Raw genomic sequence first — 25,178 nt, 5'->3', positions numbered from 1 at the left:
TTAAAGTGAGAATCAGTAATATTTGCGATTTTTATCACATTTACACCGTTATCGCTTCGATGGCATACAGTTTAGGACAATTTTAACTGCTTTGTTGTTAATTTTTTGTTATTATTAGACGTTGTTTTCGTTGACTTTATTCCCTGCCAGAGAATCGCACAAATGGCTAAAGAACTGAACCCTACAGAAAATATTGAGAAACTGTCCGATATTCAGCGGCATGTCACCCAGCAGCGGGGGACGGAAGCGCCTTTTAGTGGCAAATTACTGCACAATAAACGTGACGGTGTGTATCAATGCTTGTGTTGCCACCAACCGCTTTTTATCTCGGAATCTAAGTTTGATTCCGGTTGTGGTTGGCCGAGTTTTTATCAACCGCTTGACGCGAATTCAATCCGCTATATTGATGATTATTCTCATAATATGCACCGTGTCGAGATTCGTTGTGGTAACTGTGATGCACATTTGGGGCATGTGTTCCCTGATGGCCCACAACCTACCGGAGAGCGCTATTGCGTGAACTCGGCATCACTGAATTTTGTTGATGACCAAAATGGCGAACAGACTGCGGGATAACGGCTGATAAAAACCGTAACCGGATAAGTGAAAAATCGATTCAGCTTGCTATTCCTTTACCTGAGGATGTTCCGATGGAGCTTGAAGACCTAATATCAGTGATGACACCCGAAATTTACCAACGTTTAGTTCAGGCGGTAGAGTTAGGTAAATGGCCAGATGGTGTGGCACTGACGCCTGAGCAGAAAGAGAACAGTCTGCAAATGGTCATGCTATGGCAAGCGCGCCATAACACTGATGCCCAGCATATGAGTATTGGCACCGATGGTCAGATTGTGATGAAAACCAAACAAGAGCTTAAGCAGCAATTTAGCCAGCCGACGTTGGTGAAGTTGAAACCAGAATGAATCACTCAACGGCGTCGATATCGGCTCCGTTGAGTGCCTCGTTTAATAAGTTGCTTTTACCTCTAAGTCCGTCAGAAGTTGCGCCAATGTTTGTATGTTGGCGCCAGTATCACGCATAGCGTCAAAGGCTTGTTGGCTGTCTTGTGGTTGCAGATTGACACCACGGCAACCATCACTGATGATGGTGGTTTGATAACCCAAAGTTAATGCATCTAAAACGGTGTATTTCACACAATAATCTGTTGCTAACCCCATAATATACAAACGCTCAATTCCGTGTTGCTGCAACCACCCATCCAGGGGGGTTTTTGCTCGTCTGCCATTATCAAAAAAAGCACTGTAGCTGTCGATCGCGGGATCTTGGCCTTTACGGAAAATCGCAGCAATAGCCTCATGGTTTAAATGTGGATGCAAAGCTGCACCGGGGCTGTCTTGTACACAATGCACGGGCCACCAGACTTGCGTTAAACCGTCTAATTCGCCAACAGAACCCGGTTCTGCATTGGAATTAATCGCAAAACTACGGTGCTCGGCTGGGTGCCAATCTTGGCTGGCGATAACAGGTATTTTTAACATCAAACAGGCATGAATAGCCTCATTCGCAATAGCAATAACCTCGTCACCTTCGGTGACAGCCAATGCGCCTCCCGGACAAAAATCATTTTGCAAATCAATTAATAACAGTGCCGCTTTCATGAGAGTTCCGCCAGATCAGTGGGTGTCGGTTAATTCGCCGCGCAGGTTTTGTTGCATCAACCGGCGGATTTCTTCGGGGGATAGAGATTGACTCAACAAATAATGCAGTTTTGTCAGGGCAGCCTCAACGGTCATATCAAAACCACTGATCACGCCAGCATGGGCCAGTGCATTCCCCGTAGCGTAGCCATCCATATTGACCCTGCCAGAAATACATTGGGTTAAATTTACCACCACAATACCGCGCTCGCTGGCATTTCTTAGCTCATCCAGTAATTCTGCTTTCTGTGGTGCGTTCCCCACACCATAGGATCGCAAAATCAAAGCCTTGACCGGTTGCAGCAGGAAGTTCCGCACTACTGCACCAGAGATTCCGGGATAGATAGTGACTACGCCAATGGGTTGCGGCGTGATGTTATGAACGACCAATGGCCCATTATTGATAGGGGACTCAACTGATGCCATACGACGAATATGGATGCCCGCTTCTAGCAGAACAGAGAGATTAGGAGAGGCGAAAGCATCAAAACCGTCGGCATGAGCTTTGGTGGTACGGTTACCGCGAAACAATTTGTTGTTGAAGAACAAACTGACTTCATTCACAGGGTGATTAGCTGCCAGATACAGAGCATTAAGTAAATTGGTTTGCCCATCGGAACGTAACTCCGCCAAGGGAATTTGCGAACCGGTGACAATCACGGGTTTAGCCAGATTTTCCAGCATGAAGGAGAGGGCCGAGGCGGTAAACGCCATAGTGTCAGTGCCATGTAAAATAACAAAGCCATCGTATAAATCATAATTTTGCTGAATATCATTGGCAATATGCTGCCAGTCCTCAGGCGTCATATCAGAAGAATCAATTAATGGAGCATATTCATGAATAGTAAAATCAGGCATTTCGGGCCGATGGAATTCAGGCATCAAGGCCAGTTGGCGTTGCAAGTGACCAGACACGGGAATGTAGCCGTGATCTGAACGCTGCATACCGATAGTCCCGCCGGTATAAGCGACATAAATAGATTTCTTCTGCATGAGTCATATGCCTGAAAAGTCGAACTGAATAAGATGAGTGAATTATAGGGCGGTTGGTGAGGAAAAAAAGCCCGGCAGGTGCCGGGCGGAGTATTTATCTACGATTTGAGGATTTGACTAGCGCACATCACCACAAGTTAGGCATAACGCATACCGATTCTGTGGGTCATTGAGTGTATTGAGCAAACTTGGTTGATCTTTAACTGCTCGTGCCATGGCTGATATTGGTGCAGGTAACCATGCCTGAATAGCTTCAGGCAGTATCGCCTGTACTGACGCGCTCATTTGACCGAAAATCAAATCACTGAGACTCGGTTCATCAACAAACCAATTCAGTTGCCAGGTTTTCAGTTTTGCCAGTTCGGCGACTTTCTTGACGGCATCATCAAAATCACCGAGTTGGTCTACTAGCCCGTTGTTTTTGGCATCCAGACCTATCCACACATGGCCTTGCGCGATTTGATCGACTTGCTCCGGTGTTTTATGGCGAGCGGTAGCAACCAAGTCAATAAAGGTTTTGTAGCCGTTTTCGATATTAATTTGCATCATCTGGGAAAATTCAGGTGGCAAATCTTTGGTTATCGATACATTCGCTAGTGGTGACGTTGCCACGCCGTCGGTATGTACACCAATGCTTTCCAGCGAGTTTTGGAAAGTATTAATTACGCCGAAGATACCAATAGAACCAGTCAGTGTGCTTGGGTTGGCAATAATATAATTGGCTGGGGTTGAAATCCAATACCCGCCAGAGGCGGCCATGCCACCCATTGATACAACCAATGGTTTATTAGCAGCCCGCAGCGCCGCCAATTCCGAACGAATCAACTCAGAGGCACTGACACTGCCGCCAGGGCTGTTCACTCGCAAGATAACCGCTTTGATTTTTGGATCTAAACGCGCCTGACGAATTTGCGCAGCCAGAGCATCGCCGCCGACATTCCCCGGTGTTTGTGGTCCATCCATGATTGCGCCATTAGCAAAGAGAACCGCAATTTGCTCACCTTGCTGTGGGGTTGGTGTCGGTTGATAGTCATAAATACTGACGTAATTAAAGTCATTATTTCTTTTATCCCAACCAAACGTCTTCACCAACTCAGTTTCAATTTCAGGGCGAGCCGCCAGTTGATCGACCAGCTTACTATTGAGTGCATATTGCGCAGGGGAGCCGCCAGCAGCTTGTAATCCACTGATAACACCCGTGGCACCCGGGAACAATTGCTCTGGCGTTAATTGACGATTAGCAGAAACCGCTGTCAGATAGTTTTGCCATAAACCGCCAATCCAGCGACTGTCAGCCTCACGGGCAGCAGGAGACATATCATCACGGATCATCGGCTCAACTGCCGATTTATATGTGCCCACGCGGAAAATATTGGTGGTGACTTTGAGTTTTTCCAACAACGATTTGTAATAAAGATTATTGCTGGCAAAACCATGCAGATCGACGGCCCCTTGTGGGGACAAATAGATTTTATTGGCAAAGCTGGCTAGATAATATTGTGTCTGATTATAACTATCGCCGATAGCGTAAATCGGTTTACCCGTATCACGGAATTCCCGCAGTGCTTTGCCGATATATTGCAGCGAAGGCTGATCAGCGCCGGTAAAATCACTCAGCGATAATACCAACCCCGTAATATTGTTATCGGTTTTAGCTAGACGAATAGTTTCTACAATATCAAATAGGGAGTTTTCTTGTAGACGATTACTGGATGCCCCTAATAATTCACGCCCCAGTTGACGGAGCTTATTATTCACTGCTGGCTGGTCAACCACCACACCACTTAAATTAACTAATAGTGCGCCCTTAACCGGTTCTGCCGGTTTGCTTTGGAACTGAAGGTAAATACCAACGCCGACCAAAATCAGCAGGATGAGAAAAAGATTAAGAATAAACTCTCTGACAAAATTCAGCAGACGCCAAGTCCACTTAAAAAAACCAGCAATAATTCGCCACAAAGTGCGCATGTTATCTCCAACAAAACCGGGCAAGTGCAGTTATCCTAATGACCTGATGAACAAAAGTCAGCTTTAAATCACCGAAAAACCTCGAGAATCGGTCAACACTGGTAACAAAACGACAACTTATGCTACCGTGCTGAAAATGAAAATCGTTATCAGGAGAAAATGATGGATGCATTGGAATTGTTACTCAATCGTCGTTCGGCGTCCCGCTTAACCACACCAGCCCCATCAGGTGAGGCATTGGATAATATAATTCATGCAGGTATGCGTGCACCTGATCATGGCACATTACAGCCGTGGCGTTTTGTTTTAATTCAAAATGATGGTCTGGAGCGATTTAGCCAATTACTGCAAGATGCGGTTAAACACGATGGGTCTGATGAGGCTGTTTTGGAAAAAGCGAAGTTAGCGCCTTTCCGCGCACCGCTGATTATTACGGTGATTGCCCATGTCACAGAAAACCCTAAAGTACCAAATTGGGAGCAGGTTGTTTCTGCTGGTTGTGCCGTGCAGGCTATGCAAATGGCGGCGCTGGCACAAGGGTTCAATGGTATTTGGCGCACGGGTTCTTGGACTCACCACCCAGTTGTTCGTCAGGGTTTTGCCTGCCGCGAGCAGGATGAAATCGTCGGTTTCCTCTACCTTGGTACTCCACAACTGAAATCAGCCACCAAAGTCACTCCGCCGGATTACTCGCCTTTTGTTCGTTATTTCTGAGACTTGATTTCTCATATCAAAACGCAGTTTGCTTGTTTTTTCAGCGGCAAGCTGCGTTTTAGCCCGCTTTGTGACCAACCTATCCGCCTTATCACGGCTCTCCACTTACCAAGCCAAGCTAGAGGCGCTACCATAGATACTCTGGATATTTACCTTATCTGCATCATTCCTGACTAAATAGCTTATTCATTGATTTAATAGCATATTGGTTAGATTGTTTGTTACTGAACCATCAGACGGGAGAGTGTTATGACATCGCCAGCGATACGTCTTACTCAATACAGCCACGGAGCGGGCTGCGGTTGCAAAATATCACCCAAAGTGTTGGATAAAATTTTGCATTCTGAGCAACAAAAATTTCTTGATCCCCGTCTGCTGGTGGGCAATGAAACCCGTGATGATGCCGCGGTGTATGATATTGGCAGTGGGGTTGGCATTATCAGCACTACCGACTTTTTCATGCCGATCGTCGATGATCCGTTTGATTTCGGGCGTATAGCGGCGACGAACGCCATCAGTGATATTTATGCTATGGGTGGCAAACCGATTATGGCGATTGCCATTCTAGGATGGCCTATTGATAAATTAGCGCCAGAAGTCGCCCAACAGGTAATTGAAGGTGGGCGCTATGTTTGTCAACAGGCCGGAATTTCGCTGGCTGGTGGGCACTCTATTGACGCGCCAGAACCGATTTTCGGGTTAGCAGTAACCGGTATTGTCAGCACGGATCAGGTTAAGAAAAACAGTGCAGCAAAAGCGGGTTGTCAGCTATTTCTCACTAAGCCACTAGGGATAGGCATCCTGACTACGGCAGAAAAGAAAAGTCAATTACGCCCGGAACATCAAGGTATTGCCACGCAAACCATGTGTCAGTTGAATAAATCGGGTGCCGACTTTGCGCATATTGCCGGAGTGACTGCGATGACGGATGTGACTGGGTTCGGTTTGCTAGGGCATCTAAGCGAAATCTGTCAGGGGTCGGGTGTTCAGGCAACCTTGCATTTTTCGGCCATTCCTCGTCTGCCGGCGGTCGAAGAGTATATTGCGAAAGGTTGCGTGCCGGGAGGAACTGGACGCAACTTTGATAGCTATGGCCATCTGATTGGCGCGATGTCTGATCTGCAGAAAAATTTACTCTGTGATCCGCAGACATCGGGTGGATTGTTATTGGCGGTATTACCAGAGGCACAAAACCAAGTGCAAGAGATTGCAGCTCAACACGGTATGACACTCAGCGCAATTGGTGAGCTACATGCGGTGGATAATCGTCGGGCGCTGATTGAGATAACAGAATGACCTTCTCTCTGATGTATTTATACGGTGAATGATGCGACTTTTTATTGCCGAAAAGCCCAGTTTGGCGCGAGCGATTGCCGATATCCTGCCAAAGCCGCATCGCCGAGGTGATGGATTCATTGCTTGTGGCAATGACCAAATGGTGACGTGGTGTATTGGCCACTTGCTGGAGCAGGCTCAACCTGATGCTTACGACAGCCGCTATGCCCGTTGGTCTTTGGCTGACCTGCCTATTATTCCTGAAAAGTGGCGATTGCAGCCACGCCCTTCTGTTAGTAAACAACTTAATGTCATCAAACAGTTATTGCAGCAGGCTGACGAAGTTATCCATGCCGGTGACCCTGATCGCGAAGGGCAACTTCTGGTTGATGAAGTATTGGACTACCTCGATTTGGAGGCGGAGAAACGGCAAAATGTGCGCCGCTGTCTGATTAATGACTTAAATCCCCAGGCGGTGGAGCGCGCAGTCGAGCGACTACGTTATAACCGGGAGTTTATTCCGCTGTGTGTTTCCGCCTTGGCGAGGGCTAGAGCGGATTGGCTTTATGGCATCAATATGACACGTGCCTATACCATTCTTGGGCGCAACGCGGGTTATGACGGTGTTCTATCTGTCGGACGAGTACAAACGCCAGTATTAGGGCTGGTTGTACGTCGTGATGAAGAGATTGAAGATTTCGTCCCTAAAGACTTTTTTGAAGTTAAAGCGCACATCGTCACACCTGCTGATGAGCGTTTTATTGCTTTATGGCAACCGAGTGATTCCTGCGAATCTTATCAAGATGAAGAAGGGCGCTTGTTGCACCGACCACTGGCGGATCATGTCGTTAATCGCATCACTGGCCAACCTGCTTTTGTCACGTCTTATAATGATAAACGGGAATCAGAAACAGCCCCTTTGCCATTTTCGCTTTCGACTTTACAGATTGAAGCCGCAAAACGATTTGGCCTGAGTGCACAACAAGTGCTTGATATTTGTCAACGTTTATATGAAACGCACAAATTGATTACATATCCTCGTTCAGATTGCCGATACCTACCAGAAGAACATTTTGCCGGCCGCCATTCGGTGCTCAATGCTATCAGCATCCATCAGGCTGATTTACTGCCGTTAGAAGTGATGGATAGCGATCGACGTAACCGTTGCTGGGATGACAAAAAAGTGGATGCGCACCATGCTATCATCCCAACGGCACGATCCACTAAAGTGAATCTCACCACGGATGAGAGTAAGGTTTACCGATTAGTCGCGCAGCAATATCTGATGCAGTTTTGCCCAGATGCACAGTTCCGTAAGTGCGTTATTGAATTGGATATTGCTGGTGGCAAGTTTATTGCTAAAGCGCGTTTTCTGGCTGAGGCGGGTTGGCGGACTCTGCTAGGTAGCAAAGAACGCGATGAAGAAAACGAAGGTGCGCCGCTGCCCGTGGTAGAGAAAGGCGCGGAGTTATTGTGTGAACGTGGTGAGGTTGTTGAGCGGCAAACTCAACCTCCACGGCCATTTACCGATGCCAGCCTACTTTCTGCAATGACGGGTATTGCGCGTTTTGTACAAGATAAAGAGTTAAAGAAAGTCCTGCGAGCCACCGACGGTTTAGGGACTGAGGCGACACGCGCAGGTATTATTGAGCTGCTTTTTAAACGGACTTTTTTGTTTAAAAAGGGCCGCTATATCCATGCTAGCCCGGCAGGTAGAGCATTGATTCATGCGTTACCTGATATTGCCGCCCGCCCAGATATGACGGCACATTGGGAATCGACGCTGACGCAAATCAGTGAAAAGAATTGTCGATATCAGGATTTTATGCAGCCGCTAGTAACCACGTTGCAAGATTTAATCAATCAAGCAAAACAAAATCGTTCGCCTCAGGTTTTTCGTGGGTTGCCAACAGCCCCTGCTAGTGCGACAAAGAAGCGAAAGAAAACATCGTCTAAAGCCAAGGAGAATAAGTCATGAGAACACAGCTATTACTGGGCCTTATTGGTTTCGCCACGCTTATTTCCGGTGCGGCGATGGCGAACAGAAATAATGTCGATGTTGTCGTTCCTTTGCCGCCAGAGGTATGGAATAACTCATCAAATCGCAACACAAATAATAACCCGTGTACGCGCTGTTGCATTTATCAAAACCAAAATTACTCGGAAGGGGCCGTATTGCGAGTCGAGGGAGAAGTTCTGCAATGCGTGCGTGACTCCAGCGTGGTCGGGACAAATCCACTGATTTGGAAAAGATTAACCAGATAGTAGTTTATTTGTTTTTGAGAAATAAAAGTTTTCGAGCAATAAAAGCCTCTAATAGTGGAATGTCGGCGGGTGCCAGAGGGTAGTTATATGCGTCCTCTGGTGCTAGCCAAACTAATGCTGAATGGCAATTCAATACCAACTCACCGCTGAAATTGTCTATGTGCCAGGCATGTAGCCGGATCCTATCTTTTGGCGAGTCCCACTGATTGGTGGCGATATACTCTGCCACTGTCGCCCTGATATTTAACTCTTCAGCAAGTTCGCGTATCAATGCTTGCTGCTGACTTTCGCCAGCCTCGACCTTTCCGCCAGGGAACTCCCACATTCCCGCCTGATCGCGATGTGAATCTCGCTGTGCCAGTAAAATTTTGCCGTTTTGTTCGATAATTGCTGCGACGACATCAATCATTTTTATTTTCTCAGTGACAGTGGTTTATTTATGCCATAAAAATAGCCCTATCTTAAAATAGGGCCAGTATCGCCGACACAATCAAAGTTGCACATATTCCTCATGTCAGCCATAAGGTAATCGAGGGCGAAGAGATAGAATTAGAGTGCAAATTCAGACCAGACAGGGGCGTGATCTGAAGGTTTCTCCATCCCGCGAATTTCATAGTCAATACCCGTGGCAATACAACGAGCAGCCAGTGGCTTACTCGCCAATAGTAAATCGATACGCAGCCCTCTATTTTCATCAAATCCGCGTGAACGATAATCAAACCACGAAAATTGATCATGGCAATCTGGATTTGCGGCACGGAAAGTATCGACTAAACCCCAATTTTGTAAACGCTCTAACCATGCGCGCTCTTCAGGCAAGAATGAGCACTTCCCTGTACGCAACCAACGTTTACGGTTCTCTTCGCCAATACCAATATCCAGATCTGTTGGGCTGATATTTAAGTCTCCCATAATCAGAACGTGAGCATCAGCTGAAAGCTGTTGTTCCAAATATTGCTGTAAATCAGCATAAAACCGCTCTTTAGCTGGAAACTTAATAGGATGATCGCGACTTTCACCTTGCGGGAAATAACCATTGATAACCGTTAAAGTTCCTTGTTCAGTGGCAATATCGGCCATGATAATACGGCGCTGGGCATCTTCTTCATCTGTAGGGAAACCACGGCGTATAGCTAAAGGTGCTTGCTTGGTGAGCAATGCGACACCGTAATGACCTTTTTGTCCATGATAGAAAACGTGATAACCATGCTGGCTGACTTCTTCTAGCGGGAACATATCATCGTGTACTTTGGTTTCCTGAAGCCCAATAACATCAGGTTGATGTTGTTCAATAATAGCCGCTAGTTGATGAGGCCGAGCACGTAGGCCGTTGATATTAAAAGAAACAAACTTCATGGTCAGCACCGTTTATTCGCTAGAAATGAACACAAATATTAGCAGAAACAGAATGGAAATGTAATGTGCTAGAAGAGAATAAATAATAATGAATGATGAAAAAAGGAAAGTGAAAACATTCACAAACAAGAAATTAAAAATAATTAAATTTATTTTTTTGATATCATAGATAGAACTTAATCTATATCTACGATGACTAATGGAGTTAAATGTCGTATGTTGTGTTGTTTTTATTGATTAGCTTTTATGATTTATTTACATCTTATGGTATTCCTATTTTTTAGAAACAAATTGTGAATGTTTTACTTTAATTTTTATAACGCTATAACATATATCTATTGATGAATTCTTTCATTTCTGTGTTAGAAATAAACTCATCCAATACCTCTCGTAATAAAATGACAGTCTATTTATTTATAGATTAAGGTCATGCTCTTTTGTTTTATGTTTGGCTTAGTTAACTGATTTTGTAACAGGAAGAATAAAAAATAGTCATTTAATATCATGGATCTACACAGTGAACTCTGTTAAAAATATTTGTAGTGATAGGGTGATAATACACAAAGTCTCCAAAACTTTGATTGCAAAAAGTGCAACTTCACGTCGTTAGTGTCTACGCGATAATAATTTTTTATAATTTATCTCTCAATTATTCCAAATCCAACTGGTGTGTTTTACATTATATATAAAATAATTTCCAAAGTTAGCATTATATATGTAGGCATGCTTGTCATTTTTTTCTGATCAATTTTTATGCAAAGCAAAGGATTGGTGAATTATGTTTCTATCTCGTAAGTTGGAAGCCTTTATGGCTGTAGTTGAAAATGGTTCGCTAAGTAAAGCTGCAAGAGTGATGAACAGGACTACGCCGCCGGTCGCGAAGTCAATAAAAGACTTTGAGAGCATAATAGGGAAAAAATTATTTAAACGAGAAAAGTTTGGGATGAGTTTAACTCGGGATGGTGAGGTTTTATATAATGATCTAAAAGATTTATATCAGCAAGAAAAAGAAATAACCAAAAAACACCTTACTGGTCATGTTTCCAATGTCATCAATATTTATTACGATTGGGGTAAAAGTGAGAAATTGACGAAGTTGTATAAAGTCGCAGAAAAGAATAACATTCAGGCTAATATAATAAAATTCTATTATGAAAATATTGATGAAATTGGAGATTATGATGGAAACTCGCTTATTTTATCATCAGAAAAAATAACCAGTGAAAGATTCATATTACTGAATGAAGTTCCAGACAGTGGTTTTGGAATCTATGGACGTAAAGATATTATTAATGAAAGTCAGGATGTGATTAATATTCTTCATAACAATATTTGGTTATGTAATCCGACACTGTACAGGAGCAAGTTTGTAAAGTATTTAGAAGAATTCGTTAAAAAACAACATAGTAAAGTGAGTGTCAGGCAAGTTGATAACCTAGCTTGCTGCTTGGATTTCATCTATTCTGGGCGATATATCTGTATTACTGACTCCATTATGGATAATTTTAATGGTGACTCTCAATTAGATTTTATAAATTTAGCAAATTTTCAAGATGAAAATAAATTATACTTTTATAAGTCAAGGTCACATTCAAGTGTGCTAAATGGACTAATAGATTATATTTATACTCTGACGTAAATGACAACGTGGTTAATCGACCATCTTTATATACATTATTGAGTACTCTTTCCTCCCCCATTCTGGTGGTTTTTAATTGCACTCTTTATAGAGTGAGTTAAATGTAATATGAGGTGGTGGGGGAAGGATTACTCGTCACTTCGTTCCTCACCCTGCGGGCCGCCGCTACGCGTCGTTATCTCGCTACGCTCGGTGCGAACCTTATCGAAGGTTCTTACCTTCCCCGGCATTGAGTCACAATTTTGTATTTAATGATTATTAAGTAGATATGAGGACTATGAAGATATGGTGGTGGGGTAAGGATTACTCGTCACTTCGTTCCTCACCCTGCGGGCCGCCGCTTCGCGTCATTATCTCGCTACGCTCGGTGCGAACCTTGTCGAAGGTTCTTACCTTCCCCGGCATTGAGTCACAATTTTGTATTTAATGATTATTAAGTAGATATGAGGACTATGAAGAGATGGTGGTGGGGGAAGGATTACTCGTCACTTCGCTCCTCACCCTGCGGGCCGCCGCTTCGCGTCGTTATCTCGCTACGCTCGGTGCGAACCTTGTCGAAGGTTCTTACCTTCCCCGGCATTGAGTCACAATTTTGTATTTAATGATTATTAAGTAGATATGAGGACTATGAAGAGATGGTGGTGGGGGAAGGATTCGAACCTTCGAAGTCGATGACGGCAGATTTACAGTCTGCTCCCTTTGGCCGCTCGGGAACCCCACCACAGAATTCGTGGTTTTTAATACTAAATACTTGGCCGTACATGCTTGCTATAAAAGGCTCTACTTTCTTCTAAACCGATTTAGACTCGAGACTAGAAATGGTGGTGGGGGAAGGATTCGAACCTTCGAAGTCGATGACGGCAGATTTACAGTCTGCTCCCTTTGGCCGCTCGGGAACCCCACCACTGGCCTAACTGCTTAACAACACTATCTTGGTAAGCGGGGCGCATCATATCAAATGAAACGCCCCTGTAAAGACTTGAAATGAAAAAAATAATTTGTTCGATGATTTTTTGTCCGTGGAGATGATTATGTGGGCAAAAAATCTCGATTTATTGTGCGCTTATAAAATAACTGTGCGGTTACCGTATACAAAAACACGCTGCGCTAAAACGCGATACAAAGCTCGGCTCAGAACATTTTTTTCGACATCACGACCCGCCCGCATCATATCTTCTGCGGTATAAGAATGATCCACATGAATCACATCCTGCATAATGATCGGCCCTTCATCTAGGCTGTCATTGACATAATGGGCAGTGGCACCAATGATTTTCACGCCACGTTCATAGGCCTGATGATAAGGACGAGCACCGATAAATGCAGGCAAGAATGAGTGATGAATATTAATGATCTGATAGGGGAAGCGCTGGACAAAGGCCGGCGTCAGTACTCGCATGTATTTTGCCAGCACCACATAATCAGGCTGATATTGTTCAATTTGCTCAATCAAACGTTGATCATGCTGGTCGCGGGTCAAACCTTCATGGCTAATCAGATGAAACGGTATATCAAAACGCTCCACCAAACTCTGTAATGCATCGTGGTTACCAATAACAGCGGCAATTTCAACATCCAAACCACCGTAAGCACTTTTCATCAACAAATCACCCAGGCAATGTGCTTCTTTCGTGACCATAATAACTATGCGTCGACGCCCGGCAGTATGTAATTCTCGAGTGGTTCCTACAGGCAATGCGGAGTCTAAATCAGCTAACAGAGTGGTATCATTGAAAATACCCTCAAGCTCGGTGCGCATGAAAAAACGGCCGGTTAGGTGATCAACAAACTCGTTATTTTGCACAATATTTAACTCGTGCTTGTAACAGATATTGGTGATTTTCGCGATTAAGCCTTTAGCATCAGGACAAATAGTGCGTAATACTTTTTTCTGTACATTCTGGTGTGGCATAAGGTGGTAAATCCCGTCTCAACATGACTTGATGTTATGTAAATTTCTGATGTTGCGGTCAGTAATGGAACGATTTTTTGCTAATGCCCGCAGCACTTCTTATATTTTTTTCCCGAACCACATGGGCATATATCATTTCTGCCTACGGATGGCCGGACTCCATCTATATAGTACCAGTGTTCATTTATACGAAGGAAGCGTGAACGTTCATGCATCGCGCTTATCTGGGCATTATTCGCATCAGTAAAACGGGCAATGAACTCCACAAAGGCTTCATCATTGTTAGCTCCAGGACTTTTAGTAATAACTGTAAGCCCATGCCATATCGTATTGGTAAAACTTTGCGTTATCCCGTCACGCCATTCTTGTGCGTGACAATCTGGATGCCAGGTTTTAATCAGATAATCGGCATCCTTTTTCACATAGGCGCTATAACGTGAACGCATCAAAATAGCAGGGTCAGTCGCAATTTTAGACCCCAGGATATAAGGCTCACAGCAGAGCTGATACTCAATGTTGCTACCGCATGGACACAGTTCTGACAAAATATCTCCCAAATAATAACGCCGAGATATCTGTGCAAGAAAATGAGCGGCAGACCAAGGCGGGTAGTAGAGTTATGGCGAATACGATAACTATCTTACCTAATCATGTGTTGAGGTTCAAAGTTGATCATTGAGCAAGATTGGAGGGACGATAAAAAGATTTGTGATATAGCTCACAAAAAAACTTGACCGGCGTTTCATTCTGGCGTAACTTTATAACTGTGATGTGTATCACATAAAAATAAAGATATTTACAGGAGCAACCCATGAAACTGATCAATAAAGTCATCGCAATGTTTGAAAAAATGAGTGTCTCATTCGGTACTATCAACGGTTAATCATTTCATTATTAACCTGAGATTTTCATAATATTCTGGTCTAAGTTTGATTTGTAGATAATGACACTGTCATCGAAAAATTTGGCAGTGAAAAATAAAGCATAATATGCAATTGTCTGTAGGTTAAATTGTTATTATTAGACGTTTTTTTTGATATTAATTAACCCAGAATAGTTATCTAAATAGCTACCCATTAAGGTGGCTATTTTGTATTTATGAAACTGTAGAAATAATAAATCATTGTGATAGTAAATTAATCGTGAATTAATTATGTAATCATCACTGATGTACATTTAAAGATTTCACCATGTATACGCTCAGAGGGTCAGATTGATAATGGCCAAATTGAGATGTCAATTCAAAACCCAACCGCTGATACAACCTGATAGCCTCTGGTTGGTAAACCCCGGTCTCAAGATAAATATTCTTTAATTTTAATGTGTTAGATTTTTCTAATATTGCATTCATTAGCAATAATGCAATCCCTCTCCCTCGATAGTTAGGGCTGACAAAGACGCGCTTAACCTCAGGATATGGGGTTTCAGGTAATGTAAGAATCGCGCATCCTACAATTAATCCTTCCAATTTTGCGATATAAACGACTGTTGTCCCCTGAGACAGATTTTCAATAGATTCTGTATGATTGCTTTCTGCTGGGTAGAGTGCCTCTTGGTACGCATCTAATTGAGTAATCAATGTAATGAGTTCAGGAATAAACAGATCGCTCTGGCATATTTCAATATTCATAGTATGTCCCTCTCTCTACAGGCTATATCTTAGTCATCGAATGTAAAGTATTTGTATCCAATAACCAGAAGGGTAAATATTCACTATAGTTATATAGGTAAATGTACAAAGTAAAAGAAGAAATATAGGTTTCGCCTAAGGCTATAAAAAGTGCCAAATCGATTGAAAATGGAAGAAATACAATGAGACAGATCAAAGTTGGACTGGCACTGGGTGCAGGAGCGGCTAAAGGATGGGCACATATTGGTGTTATCAATGTGCTAAAAAAAATGGGGGTGACGATCGATGTCGTAGCGGGATGTTCGGTTGGCTCGTTAGTCGGTGCTGCATATGCCAGTGATCACTTGGATGTGATGGAACGCTGGGTAAGATCTTTTAAATACTGGGATGTTCTTCGACTGATGGATTTTTCCTGGCGCCGTGGTGGATTACTGCGAGGGGAGCGAGTATTCAATGCTGTGAACGAAATAATTGAAGTGCAGGATATCTCGCAATGTACGTTACCTTTTGGTTCAGTTGTTACAAATTTAACGACAGGCCGTGAGTTATGGCTAACAGAAGGAGATATAAAACAGGCTATTAGAGCATCGTGCAGTATGCCTGGGCTGTTTTCCCCTGTTCGTTATGGTGGCTATTGGCTTGTTGATGGCGCAGTTGTTAATCCTGTCCCTGTTTCTCTCGCTAGAGCGATGGGAGCCGATATCGTTATTGCCGTTGACTTGCAGCATGACGCACATTTGGTTCGGCAAGATATGCTTTCCTCACAAATATCTCTTGAAGGTAACCCCCCAGATATGCCTGAAAGTTGGCATCGGCGTTTAAAAATGCGGATCGCCAATATCGTTCCGGACCCGGCTAACAGTGTTCCTAGCGCGATGGAAATAATGTCAACATCAATTCAAGTGCTAGAGAACCGTTTAAAACGAAATCGAATGGCGGGTGATCCTCCTGATGTACTGATTCAACCCTATTGCCCGCAAATATCCCTGTTGGATTTTCATCGCGCTGATGAAGCAATAGCCGCTGGGCAGTTAGCTGCTGAAAAGTGTGCTGAACAATTACACCATTTGATAAAACGCTGATAGATATAGATATATATCGGCCCAATAGTTCATGACAATTTCTGACAAGCACAAACATTCATTTTGAGCCACTATTACCATAAGGTTAGTAAGAGAAGCAGTGCATGGATAAACCACTAGCAGGCAAAAATATTCTAGTCATCGAAGATGAAACCGTCTTTCGCTCAGTTGTGGCGGGATTCTTGGGTTCACTCGGTGCGACAGTTCAGCAAGCCGGGAACGGCTTGGAGGCTCTTGATCAGCTAAAAATTCAGACTCCAGATCTGATTCTTTGCGATCTCGCCATGCCAAAAATGGGTGGCATAGAGTTTGTTGAAAGGTTACTGACTCAAGGTGTAAAGATTCCTGTTTTGGTTATCTCAGCGACAGATAAAATGACTGATATCGCAAAAGTTTTGCGTCTGGGTGTTAAGGACGTATTGCTAAAGCCGATTGTTGATTTAAATCGCTTACGTGAAGTTGTGTTGGCTTGCCTCTATCCTGCATTGTTTACTTCTCATGCCATTGAAGAAACTGAGCTTATACAAGATTGGGATGCGCTACGCAGAAATCCCTATAACGCGGCCCAACTGTTAAAACAGCTACAACCTCCAGCACAACAAACAATTGCACGCTGTCGGATAAATTACCGGCAATTGACCATGGTTGAGAAACCAGGATTGGTACTTGATATTGCCGCATTGTCAGATAAGGATTTAGCATTTTATTGTTTGGATGTAACGCGAGCGGGGGATAATGGTGTTTTAGCCGCTTTGCTATTACGCGTGCTATTTAACGGGATTTTACAAGAACATTTAGCGCATCAGCAGCATCGCTTACCTCAGATGTCATCTCTACTTGAACAAGTTAACCAACTATTAAGGCGAACTCATCTCGATGGGCAATTTCCTTTGTTGGTGGGTTACTATCATGTGGAATATCAGAATTTAATACTGGTCTCAGCGGGCTTGCATGCAAATGTTAATGCAGGCAAAAACCAGATTCAGCTCAGTAATGGCGTGCCTCTTGGAACACTGAAAACAACGCATCTAAACCAAATTAGCCAACGTTGTGAAGCATGGCAATGTCAGGTGTGGGGAGGAGGGAGTCGGTTACGTTTGATGCTTTCCGCTGATGAATAGCTCAGATATTAAGTCAGTCACTGGAAAACCACCTAATCTTTAATGCATTCATCTTTTATTTACGGTTACCGCCAGCCAAACATAAATACTCCTATAACGAATCTGCGAAATAAAGCCAATTTGTTTCAATCGATGTGCCTGAGCGAGATGTCAAAAATATCGGTTGATATACTCCCGCTCTTACTTATCTCTAAAAATTGGCTATTAGCATTTTGATTCGTTAGCAATAAGGTTACGTCGCCTCAGGCTAAATTAAGGTTAGTTCCTGATAATAGTGAGTAGTACGCCCCTTATTCGAGTTCTACTTGAGGATTGTTTGAATGAAAGTTACGGTTTTTGGTATTGGTTATGTCGGGTTGGTTCAAGCCGCAGTTCTGGCAGAGGTTGGCCACGATGTTCTCTGCATTGATGTTGATGCAAAAAAAGTTGCTGATTTACAAGATGGCCGCATTGCTATTTTTGAACCAGGACTGGCATCGTTAGTAAAGGAAAACTATGACGAGGGGAGACTTCAATTTTCTACGGATGCAAAGGCTGGCGTAGCGCACGGTACTATTCAGTTTATTGCTGTGGGTACTCCCCCTGATGAAGATGGTGCTGCTGATTTGAAATATGTCCTTGAGGTCGCTGACACTATTGCTAAATATATGGATGCACCGAAAGTCATTATTGATAAATCTACTGTCCCCGTAGGAACTGCGGATAAAGTACGGGAAAGAATACAAACTGTTCTTCAGCAGCGCGACCAAGAAATAGTATTCAATGTGGTTTCAAACCCCGAATTTTTGAAAGAAGGGGCGGCAGTTGCTGACTGTAAACGACCAGAACGTATCGTTATCGGTATTGATACAAATGATAATGGTGTTATCGATTTAATTAGTGAGCTATATGAACCGTTTAATCGAAACCATGACCGCATATTAATTATGGATATTCGCAGCGCGGAACTGACGAAATATGCAGCGAATGGCATGCTTGCAACCAAAATCAGCTTTATGAATGAGATTTCGAATATTGCAGAGCGATTGGGTGCTGATATCGAGAAAGTACGACAAGGCATCGGTTCTGATTCTCGTATTGGCTACCATTTTATTTATTCGGGTTGCGGTTATGGCGGGTCCTGTTTTCCCAAAGATATTCAGGCGTTAATTCGTACAGCTGAAAGTAATGGCTATCAACCACATTTGCTACAAGCAGTCGAACAGATCAATAACCAACAGAAGTATAAATTGGCCGAATTTATTCAACATCATTTTTCTTCACAACTTGCTGGAAAAATATTAGCTCTATGGGGATTAGCTTTTAAACCCAATACAGATGATATGCGAGAAGCCCCTAGTCGGATTTTAATGGAGACATTGTGGGAAGCCGGAGTGACTATTCAGGCTTATGATCCAGAGGCTATGGATGAAGCACAGCGAATTTATGGCGCAAGGGATGACTTGAGATTAATGGGGACAAAAGAGGCAGCATTACAAGGTGCTGATGCATTAGTTATTTGCACCGAATGGCAAAATTTTAGGGCTCCAGATTTTGATATGATCAAGTCTTGTCTGAAACAACCCGTTATTTTTGATGGGCGTAATTTGTACGATCCTGAGCGGTTAAATAGCCGAGGATTCACTTATTATGGGATTGGTCGTGGTGCGTCGATTAATCGGTTGTAATAAGTGAGAAAGATGATTTTATGTGTTGGGTGCAAAATTTAAATTAGTTCTGTTTTGTAGCCAACGCTATCGTGGTTGGGCTTAGATACTGTCGCTTATTGCTTAATTTCACTTATATTACAGTCAATGGTGTCGTTAGGGCACCACAGCTATATCGATTATTATGATGTTATAAATTAGCAGAGTATTCTTATCGATTTACAATCAGAGTGATTGCACAGGGTTATTTATTGGAAATGATATGTTTAGACGGCCCTAACATCGATGATGTTTTGTCAGCGATTGAGTGGGGGTAATTTACCCGCGTAGGGTAAAAATACTGATTGGCAGTTTGGCGATAAACAAAAAATACCCCCCATATAATAGGAGGGTATTCTCATCACAATAGTAAATTAACTATTACGATTACAGCAGGAAATCATCCAGTGATTTACCTTGTTCTTCAATGGCTTTCTTAATCACTGCTGGGGTACGGCCTTGGCCAGTCCAGGTTTTAACATCGCCATTTTCATCGGTATACTGATATTTAGCAGGGCGTGCAGCACGTTTTGATTTACCAGTAGCCGCTTTAGCAGCAGCCATAGTATTCAACAGTTCGTTTGGATCAATACCATCTGCAATAAGCATTTCGCGGTATTGTTGTAATTTACGTGTGCGTTCTTCAATTTCAGCCTGTACTTGGGAGTCTTCTTCGCGGCGTTCGTTAACGACCACTTCGAGTTTCTCAAGCATTTCTTCTAATGTTTCAAGAGTGCATTCACGCGCTTGTGCACGCAGAGTACGGATGTTGTTAAGAATTTTTAACGCTTCGCTCATTGTCCTGGTCTCAAATTATAATTGGTGGGGGGGCGTCTGGATAATAATAGAGTGCTATTTTAATTTCTGCAATAGCCAATTTGATTGGTATACTCGAATTTACGTATTTTATTAGTGAAAATTTGCTGCGTGCTACTAATAAACGGCGAGCACTTGTTATTATCTGAGCTGTTTTTAACGTGAAAGTTCGTTTTGCTCCCTAATGATCCTACTTGCGAACATGATTTTCTCACTAAGTTATAAGTTTGCTTTATATCAATAAAGCAAAAATAGGTTCCTTCGCTTGTAAGGATGCACAATAACTGATCGCATAAGTGCGTCGGGATATTGATATAGCTCTAACGAAATATTGAGTAAGAAAAAAGCATGTGCCATCGGAATTGTCAGGTTATGACAATATTTGTTATCACTATTTTACGAATTAATCATGAGAACACATTACCAGCATCATTAATGAACCAATCGTGCTGCGTACATATCGGACACAATTGGTTTCCCTTCTCTCAGGTTTGGTTAATGTTCAAGCAGAATATTTCAACTGTATCAATATTGTGAAATTGGTCATGTAATGTGTCTAATAATAGCGCATGTTTCACATGAAAGTTCTATCAATGACATTAGCTATATCATTACTTAATATAAAAAACAGTAATATAGATGAGGTGGCCAGCTCACCGCGAAGCCTGAATTTATGATAAACTACAAATTCATTGTCACTATGACCATTTATTATACCACTGGAGTTACGGGCCCATGGCTCAACTTTATTTTTATTACTCAGCGATGAATGCTGGGAAGTCAACCGCGCTATTACAGTCCTCTTATAACTACCAAGAGCGTGGGATGCGCACTCTGGTTTTTACGGCCGAGATTGATAATCGCTTTGGGGTTGGAACTGTCAGTTCGCGTATAGGACTGTCCTCACAAGCGATGCTGTTCAATAGCGGGACATCATTATTATCTATTATCGCTGCTGAACATCAGGATAAACCTGTCCATTGTGTTTTACTTGATGAGTGCCAATTTCTGACAAAAGAGCAAGTTCAGGAATTGTGCCAAGTGGTCGATGAATTAAATATCCCTGTTCTGTGTTATGGCTTACGTACCGATTTTCTTGGCGAGCTATTCCCGGGCAGCAAGTATTTGTTGTCTTGGGCCGACAAATTGGTTGAGCTAAAAACAATTTGTCATTGCGGGCGTAAAGCAAATATGGTGTTACGTCTGGATGAACAGGGGCGGGCGATGCATGATGGTGAACAGGTCGTCATCGGGGGCAATGAAAGTTACGTCTCAGTTTGTCGCCGCCATTATAAAGAAGCTATCAAAGCCGCGTGCCTGCAACAGCATCAGCAACACCCTTAATCACCTCATACCTCAGATAAGATACCTCACGCGCTTTATCCGTAAAGCTGTGGGGTAACCAGCCTATTCTTGCATTAACTCCATAGGACTTCATACAGGCTCATTTATTGTGATTATCTGTCATGGCAACCTCTCAGTGGCTCTTTATTTAGGTGAGAATCGCAGTGCCGTACGTATTTGAGCTTTTAACTCAGAGAACAATGCAGAATAGATGACCCGGCTAAAAAACTGTATCAAGGCACCGAACGAATTGCCCGCAGAGAGCACCACAAAACGCGAAATGGGGAGAGTTTATCGAGTCGGGGGGGAAGGTTAAGGCAAAAGCACGGTGCTGCTGTGATGACAGGTTGAGGAAGATAAGACGCTATTGAGTATGGGCCATGCAATTTGATGATGGCGTTATAGCAAAAGAAACCCCCGAATAACGAGTGTCATTCGGGGGTTAGGCCTTCTCGGGTTCACCTCTATCGAAAATGAGGTTCACACATTGAGATGGCGATTACTTTTTAGCTTTTTTCTCAGCTTTAGGTGCTGGAGCTACCACGGCTGCTTCTTCACTCGCAAGCTCTTCGCTAAATTCACGGCCATAGTAAGTATCCATCAGAATCTGTTTCAACTCAGAGATCAGTGGGTAACGTGGGTTAGCACCGGTACACTGGTCATCAAATGCATCTTCAGACAATTTGTCTACTTTAGCCAAGAAGTCAGCTTCCTGAACGCCTGCTTCACGGATTGAAGTAGGGATGCCCAATTCTGCTTTTATTCCATCTAACCAAGCTAGCAGTTTCTGGATTTTCTGTGCGGTACGGTCGCCCGGTGCACTTAGGCCCAGATGGTCTGCGATTTCAGCATAACGGCGACGCGCTTGTGGGCGGTCATACTGGCTGAAAGCAGTCTGTTTGGTTGGGTTGTCATTCGCGTTGTAGCGGATAACGTTGGAAATCAACATCGCATTTGCCAAGCCATGTGGGATGTGGAACTCAGAACCCAGTTTGTGGGCCATTGAGTGACAGACACCCAAGAAGGCGTTGGCAAAAGCGATACCGGCGATAGTTGCTGCGTTGTGAACACGTTCACGTGCAACAGGATTTTTAGCGCCTTCGTTGTAGCTGGCAGGCAGGAATTCTTTCAGCAGTTTCAGTGCTTGCAGAGCCTGACCATCAGAGTATTCATTTGCCAGTACAGAAACATAAGCTTCCATAGCATGAGTGACGGCGTCCAAACCACCGAAAGCACACAGAGACTTAGGCATATTCATAACCAGGTTGGCATCAACGATAGCCATATCTGGGGTCAATGCGTAGTCAGCCAATGGATATTTCTGACCTGTAGCATCATCGGTAACTACCGCGAATGGAGTTACTTCAGAACCTGTACCTGATGTGGTTGTTACGGCGATCATTTTCGCTTTCACGCCCATTTTCGGGAACTTGTAAATACGTTTACGGATATCCATAAAGCGCAATGCCAGTTCTTCGAAGTGGGTTTCAGGGTGCTCATACATAACCCACATGATTTTGGCAGCATCCATCGGTGAACCACCACCCAGCGCGATGATCACGTCTGGTTTGAATGAGTTCATCTGCTCTGCACCTTTACGTACGATGCTCAGGGTAGGGTCAGCTTCTACTTCGAAGAAGACTTCAGTTTCGATACCGTGAGATTTCAGTACGCTAGTGATTTGATCAGCATAACCGTTGTTGAACAGGTAGCGGTCAGTCACGATGAAGGCACGTTTTGCACCGTCAGTTGCCACTTCTTCCAACGCGATAGGCAGGGAGCCACGACGGAAGTAAATAGATTTCGGGAGTTTATGCCACAACATGTTTTCTGCTCGCTTAGCCACAGTTTTCTTGTTGATCAAGTGTTTCGGACCGACGTTTTCAGAGATGGAGTTACCACCCCAAGAACCGCAACCCAGCGTCAGAGATGGCGCTACTTTGAAGTTATACAGGTCACCGATACCACCATGAGAGGCAGGCGTGTTGATCAGAATTCGGGCGGTTTTCATTCTATCGCCGAAATACTTAACGCGCGCAGGCTGGTTATCTTGGTCTGTATACAGGCAAGATGTATGGCCGATACCGCCCATTTCCACCAGTTTTTCTGCTTTTTCAACAGCGTCTTCGAAGCTCTTCGCACGATACATTGCCAAAGTAGGTGACAGTTTTTCGTGAGCAAATGGCTCTGATTCATCAACAACTTTAACTTCGCCGATAAGAATCTTGGTGTTAGCTGGAACTTTGATGCCTGCCATTTCAGCAATTTTAGTGGCTGGTTGACCTACGATAGCCGCATTCAGGCCACCATTTTTCAGGATGATATCCTGAACAGCTTTCAACTCTTTACCCTGTAACAGGTAACCACCGTGTGAAGCAAAACGCTCGCGAACGGCATCGTATACAGAATCCACAACAATGATGGACTGTTCTGAAGCACAAATCACACCGTTATCAAAGGTTTTAGACATCAAGATAGATGCGACAACGCGTTTGATATCTGCAGTTTCGTCAACAACTACAGGTGTATTACCTGCACCTACGCCGATAGCAGGTTTACCTGAACTGTATGCGGCTTTAACCATGCCTGGACCACCCGTTGCCAGAATCAGGTTAATGTCTGGGTGGTGCATCAGTTGGTTAGACAACTCAACCGTTGGCGCATCAATCCAACCGATAATATCTGCTGGCGCACCTGCTGCGATGGCGGCTTGAAGCACGATATCGGCGGCTTTATTGGTTGCGTCTTTAGCGCGTGGGTGTGGAGAGAATACGATACCGTTACGGGTTTTCAGGCTAATTAACGCCTTGAAGATAGCGGTAGAGGTCGGATTAGTGGTTGGTACGATACCGCAGATCAAACCGATAGGTTCAGCGATAGTGATAGTACCGAAGGTTTTGTCTTCTTCTAAAATGCCACAAGTCTTTTCATCTTTGTAAGCATTGTAAATGTATTCAGAAGCAAAGTGGTTTTTGATCACTTTGTCTTCCACAATACCCATGCCTGATTCTTCTACAGCCAGTTTGGCTAAAGGAATACGGGCATCTGCGGCAGCTAGAGCTGCGGCACGGAAGATTTTATCAACCTGCTCTTGAGTGAAGTTGGCATACTCGCGCTGGGCTTTCTTGACGCGTGCTACTAGCTCGTTAAGTTCAGCGACATTCGTTACAGCCATAATGCTCTCCTGATAATGTTAAACTCTTTTAGTAAATGAGCTGTTGAAGCAACAAGTATAGACAGGCTCTAGCATGCTGTACTGTCAATTAGAGATAGTTTTTGTATCTTACTTTCTCATTTTCACCGCTGATTTACTGAAAGAGCTTTTAGTCTGCTAGGAATAAATTTGGATAAAAGGATTATTTTCAACCTTTATACTCTATTTCTTCGCAGTGCATTCTTCACTACAGGCCAGAGCTTAACTATTCTTAGGTATGTTTTTCGTGATTTAAATCACAAAATTAGCAAGCTGACACCATTCAGCAATTATTTGTTGAGAGTAATTATCATTAACATAAAAAAAGTGATAATTCATGACGTTAATACACCATTAACGCCACAGGGTATTAACAATAATGACGCTTTTAACCGATAAGCATTTACCCAGTATAAATGCAGGTTTATTACATGGATTCCTGTGACTAATTCCATTACATTAGCGCGCACATCTGTATGGTAGTGGCTCTAAGGTCGATTTTTAGTGAAAAGTGCTGTGGTGTGATG

Annotated in this window: 21 protein-coding genes, 2 tRNA genes and 3 other RNA genes; 11 read left to right on the top strand and 15 right to left on the bottom strand. The window is 43.5% G+C overall.

All coding sequences use genetic code 11. The features are described 5' to 3' along the window. Nucleotides 1–162 precede the first annotated feature (162 nt). Nucleotides 163–576: a peptide-methionine (R)-S-oxide reductase MsrB gene (gene msrB, locus ACIOG0_RS11915; RefSeq protein ID WP_004708435.1), complete on the top strand. Its 414-nt coding sequence runs from the start codon at nucleotides 163–165 to the stop codon at nucleotides 574–576. A gap of 74 nt (nucleotides 577–650) precedes the next feature. Beyond that, entirely contained in the window at nucleotides 651–923 is a 273-nt protein-coding gene (locus tag ACIOG0_RS11910; RefSeq protein ID WP_050101886.1) for a YeaC family protein, read from the top strand. A gap of 42 nt (nucleotides 924–965) precedes the next feature. On the opposite strand, the gene pncA is transcribed toward ACIOG0_RS11910, so the two are convergent. From pncA to sppA, 3 genes are all read right to left on the bottom strand, one after another. Continuing rightward, a complete protein-coding gene (gene pncA, locus ACIOG0_RS11905) occupies nucleotides 966–1,619 on the bottom strand; it encodes a bifunctional nicotinamidase/pyrazinamidase (protein ID WP_128451893.1) in 654 nt (217 codons plus the stop codon). A 15-nt stretch (nucleotides 1,620–1,634) separates the two neighbouring features. Beyond that, nucleotides 1,635–2,651 (bottom strand): asparaginase, encoded by a 1,017-nt coding sequence (ansA, locus tag ACIOG0_RS11900; RefSeq protein ID WP_050101884.1) that lies wholly within the window; start codon nucleotides 2,649–2,651, stop codon nucleotides 1,635–1,637. Between the two features lie 117 nt (nucleotides 2,652–2,768). After that, a complete protein-coding gene (gene sppA, locus ACIOG0_RS11895) occupies nucleotides 2,769–4,619 on the bottom strand; it encodes a signal peptide peptidase SppA (RefSeq protein ID WP_128451892.1) in 1,851 nt (616 codons plus the stop codon). Between the two features lie 162 nt (nucleotides 4,620–4,781). Here sppA and ACIOG0_RS11890 point away from each other — a divergent pair, with 162 nt between their 5' ends. The 4 genes from ACIOG0_RS11890 to ACIOG0_RS11875 all read left to right on the top strand — a co-directional run bounded on the left by ACIOG0_RS11890 (nucleotide 4,782) and on the right by ACIOG0_RS11875 (nucleotide 8,873). Continuing rightward, nucleotides 4,782–5,333 (top strand): NAD(P)H nitroreductase, encoded by a 552-nt coding sequence (locus ACIOG0_RS11890; protein ID WP_128451891.1) that lies wholly within the window; start codon nucleotides 4,782–4,784, stop codon nucleotides 5,331–5,333. Between the two features lie 249 nt (nucleotides 5,334–5,582). Next, a complete protein-coding gene (selD, locus tag ACIOG0_RS11885; RefSeq protein ID WP_050101881.1) occupies nucleotides 5,583–6,629 on the top strand; it encodes a selenide, water dikinase SelD in 1,047 nt (348 codons plus the stop codon). Nucleotides 6,630–6,660: 31 nt separating this feature from the next. Beyond that, nucleotides 6,661–8,586, top strand: a complete 1,926-nt coding sequence (locus ACIOG0_RS11880) for a DNA topoisomerase III (RefSeq protein WP_050101880.1) — start codon at nucleotides 6,661–6,663, stop codon at nucleotides 8,584–8,586. Next, a complete protein-coding gene (locus ACIOG0_RS11875; RefSeq protein ID WP_050101879.1) occupies nucleotides 8,583–8,873 on the top strand; it encodes a DUF1496 domain-containing protein in 291 nt (96 codons plus the stop codon). The genes ACIOG0_RS11880 and ACIOG0_RS11875 overlap by 4 nt, the downstream gene beginning before the upstream one ends. 4 nt (nucleotides 8,874–8,877) lie before the next feature. Here the strand turns inward: ACIOG0_RS11875 and ACIOG0_RS11870 are convergent, their stop codons facing one another. Together ACIOG0_RS11870 and xthA are read right to left on the bottom strand one after the other, a co-directional pair. Further along, nucleotides 8,878–9,282, bottom strand: coding sequence for a pyrimidine (deoxy)nucleoside triphosphate diphosphatase (locus tag ACIOG0_RS11870; protein ID WP_050101878.1), 405 nt, complete (start codon nucleotides 9,280–9,282; stop codon nucleotides 8,878–8,880). A gap of 140 nt (nucleotides 9,283–9,422) precedes the next feature. Next, nucleotides 9,423–10,229: an exodeoxyribonuclease III gene (gene xthA / locus ACIOG0_RS11865; RefSeq protein WP_050101877.1), complete on the bottom strand. Its 807-nt coding sequence runs from the start codon at nucleotides 10,227–10,229 to the stop codon at nucleotides 9,423–9,425. A gap of 778 nt (nucleotides 10,230–11,007) precedes the next feature. Here xthA and ACIOG0_RS11860 point away from each other — a divergent pair. Then, nucleotides 11,008–11,868 carry a LysR family transcriptional regulator gene (locus ACIOG0_RS11860; protein WP_050140594.1) on the top strand — a complete coding sequence of 287 codons (861 nt, stop codon included), beginning with the start codon at nucleotides 11,008–11,010 and terminating at the stop codon, nucleotides 11,866–11,868. Nucleotides 11,869–11,979: 111 nt separating this feature from the next. On the opposite strand, the gene ACIOG0_RS11855 is transcribed toward ACIOG0_RS11860, so the two are convergent. The 8 genes from ACIOG0_RS11855 to ACIOG0_RS11820 all read right to left on the bottom strand — a co-directional run bounded on the left by ACIOG0_RS11855 (nucleotide 11,980) and on the right by ACIOG0_RS11820 (nucleotide 15,410). Then, nucleotides 11,980–12,106, bottom strand: a non-coding RNA gene (locus ACIOG0_RS11855) — RtT sRNA. A gap of 48 nt (nucleotides 12,107–12,154) precedes the next feature. Further along, a non-coding RNA gene (locus ACIOG0_RS11850) (RtT sRNA) lies at nucleotides 12,155–12,281 on the bottom strand. 48 nt (nucleotides 12,282–12,329) lie between these two features. Continuing rightward, nucleotides 12,330–12,456, bottom strand: a non-coding RNA gene (locus ACIOG0_RS11845) — RtT sRNA. A gap of 48 nt (nucleotides 12,457–12,504) precedes the next feature. Beyond that, nucleotides 12,505–12,589, bottom strand: a tRNA-Tyr gene (locus ACIOG0_RS11840). 98 nt (nucleotides 12,590–12,687) lie between these two features. Next, a tRNA-Tyr gene (locus ACIOG0_RS11835) sits at nucleotides 12,688–12,772 on the bottom strand. A 159-nt stretch (nucleotides 12,773–12,931) separates the two neighbouring features. Further along, nucleotides 12,932–13,780 (bottom strand): formyltetrahydrofolate deformylase, encoded by an 849-nt coding sequence (gene purU / locus ACIOG0_RS11830; protein ID WP_050101359.1) that lies wholly within the window; start codon nucleotides 13,778–13,780, stop codon nucleotides 12,932–12,934. Between the two features lie 80 nt (nucleotides 13,781–13,860). Next, on the bottom strand, nucleotides 13,861–14,325 hold the full coding sequence (locus tag ACIOG0_RS11825; protein ID WP_050101366.1) for a YchJ family protein: 465 nt from the start codon (nucleotides 14,323–14,325) through the stop codon (nucleotides 13,861–13,863). 617 nt (nucleotides 14,326–14,942) lie between these two features. Further along, the gene (locus ACIOG0_RS11820; protein WP_080990647.1) at nucleotides 14,943–15,410 is read right to left on the bottom strand and encodes a GNAT family N-acetyltransferase; all 468 of its coding nucleotides are present in this window, start codon (nucleotides 15,408–15,410) and stop codon (nucleotides 14,943–14,945) included. A 182-nt stretch (nucleotides 15,411–15,592) separates the two neighbouring features. Between ACIOG0_RS11820 and rssA the strand changes: the two genes are divergently transcribed. The 3 genes from rssA to ACIOG0_RS11805 all read left to right on the top strand — a co-directional run bounded on the left by rssA (nucleotide 15,593) and on the right by ACIOG0_RS11805 (nucleotide 19,280). Next, a complete protein-coding gene (gene rssA, locus ACIOG0_RS11815) occupies nucleotides 15,593–16,492 on the top strand; it encodes a patatin-like phospholipase RssA (RefSeq protein WP_050101357.1) in 900 nt (299 codons plus the stop codon). Nucleotides 16,493–16,596: 104 nt separating this feature from the next. Next, a complete protein-coding gene (rssB, locus tag ACIOG0_RS11810; RefSeq protein WP_128451527.1) occupies nucleotides 16,597–17,613 on the top strand; it encodes a two-component system response regulator RssB in 1,017 nt (338 codons plus the stop codon). Between the two features lie 320 nt (nucleotides 17,614–17,933). Next, nucleotides 17,934–19,280 carry a UDP-glucose/GDP-mannose dehydrogenase family protein gene (locus ACIOG0_RS11805; protein ID WP_128451528.1) on the top strand — a complete coding sequence of 449 codons (1,347 nt, stop codon included), beginning with the start codon at nucleotides 17,934–17,936 and terminating at the stop codon, nucleotides 19,278–19,280. Between the two features lie 405 nt (nucleotides 19,281–19,685). On the opposite strand, the gene hns is transcribed toward ACIOG0_RS11805, so the two are convergent. Beyond that, nucleotides 19,686–20,096, bottom strand: coding sequence for a histone-like nucleoid-structuring protein H-NS (hns, locus tag ACIOG0_RS11800; RefSeq protein ID WP_050101354.1), 411 nt, complete (start codon nucleotides 20,094–20,096; stop codon nucleotides 19,686–19,688). A gap of 753 nt (nucleotides 20,097–20,849) precedes the next feature. On the opposite strand from hns, the gene ACIOG0_RS11795 reads away from it, so the two are divergent. Beyond that, on the top strand, nucleotides 20,850–21,458 hold the full coding sequence (locus tag ACIOG0_RS11795) for a thymidine kinase (protein WP_050101353.1): 609 nt from the start codon (nucleotides 20,850–20,852) through the stop codon (nucleotides 21,456–21,458). 499 nt (nucleotides 21,459–21,957) lie between these two features. Here ACIOG0_RS11795 and adhE read toward each other — a convergent pair whose 3' ends face one another. Continuing rightward, nucleotides 21,958–24,633, bottom strand: a complete 2,676-nt coding sequence (gene adhE / locus ACIOG0_RS11790; RefSeq protein WP_050101352.1) for a bifunctional acetaldehyde-CoA/alcohol dehydrogenase — start codon at nucleotides 24,631–24,633, stop codon at nucleotides 21,958–21,960. Nucleotides 24,634–25,178 lie beyond the last annotated feature (545 nt).

Source organism: Yersinia vastinensis, from assembly GCF_044905075.1.
Classification (GTDB): Bacteria; Pseudomonadota; Gammaproteobacteria; order Enterobacterales; family Enterobacteriaceae; genus Yersinia; species Yersinia vastinensis.
This window is presented reverse-complemented; position numbering and strand designations above follow the sequence as displayed.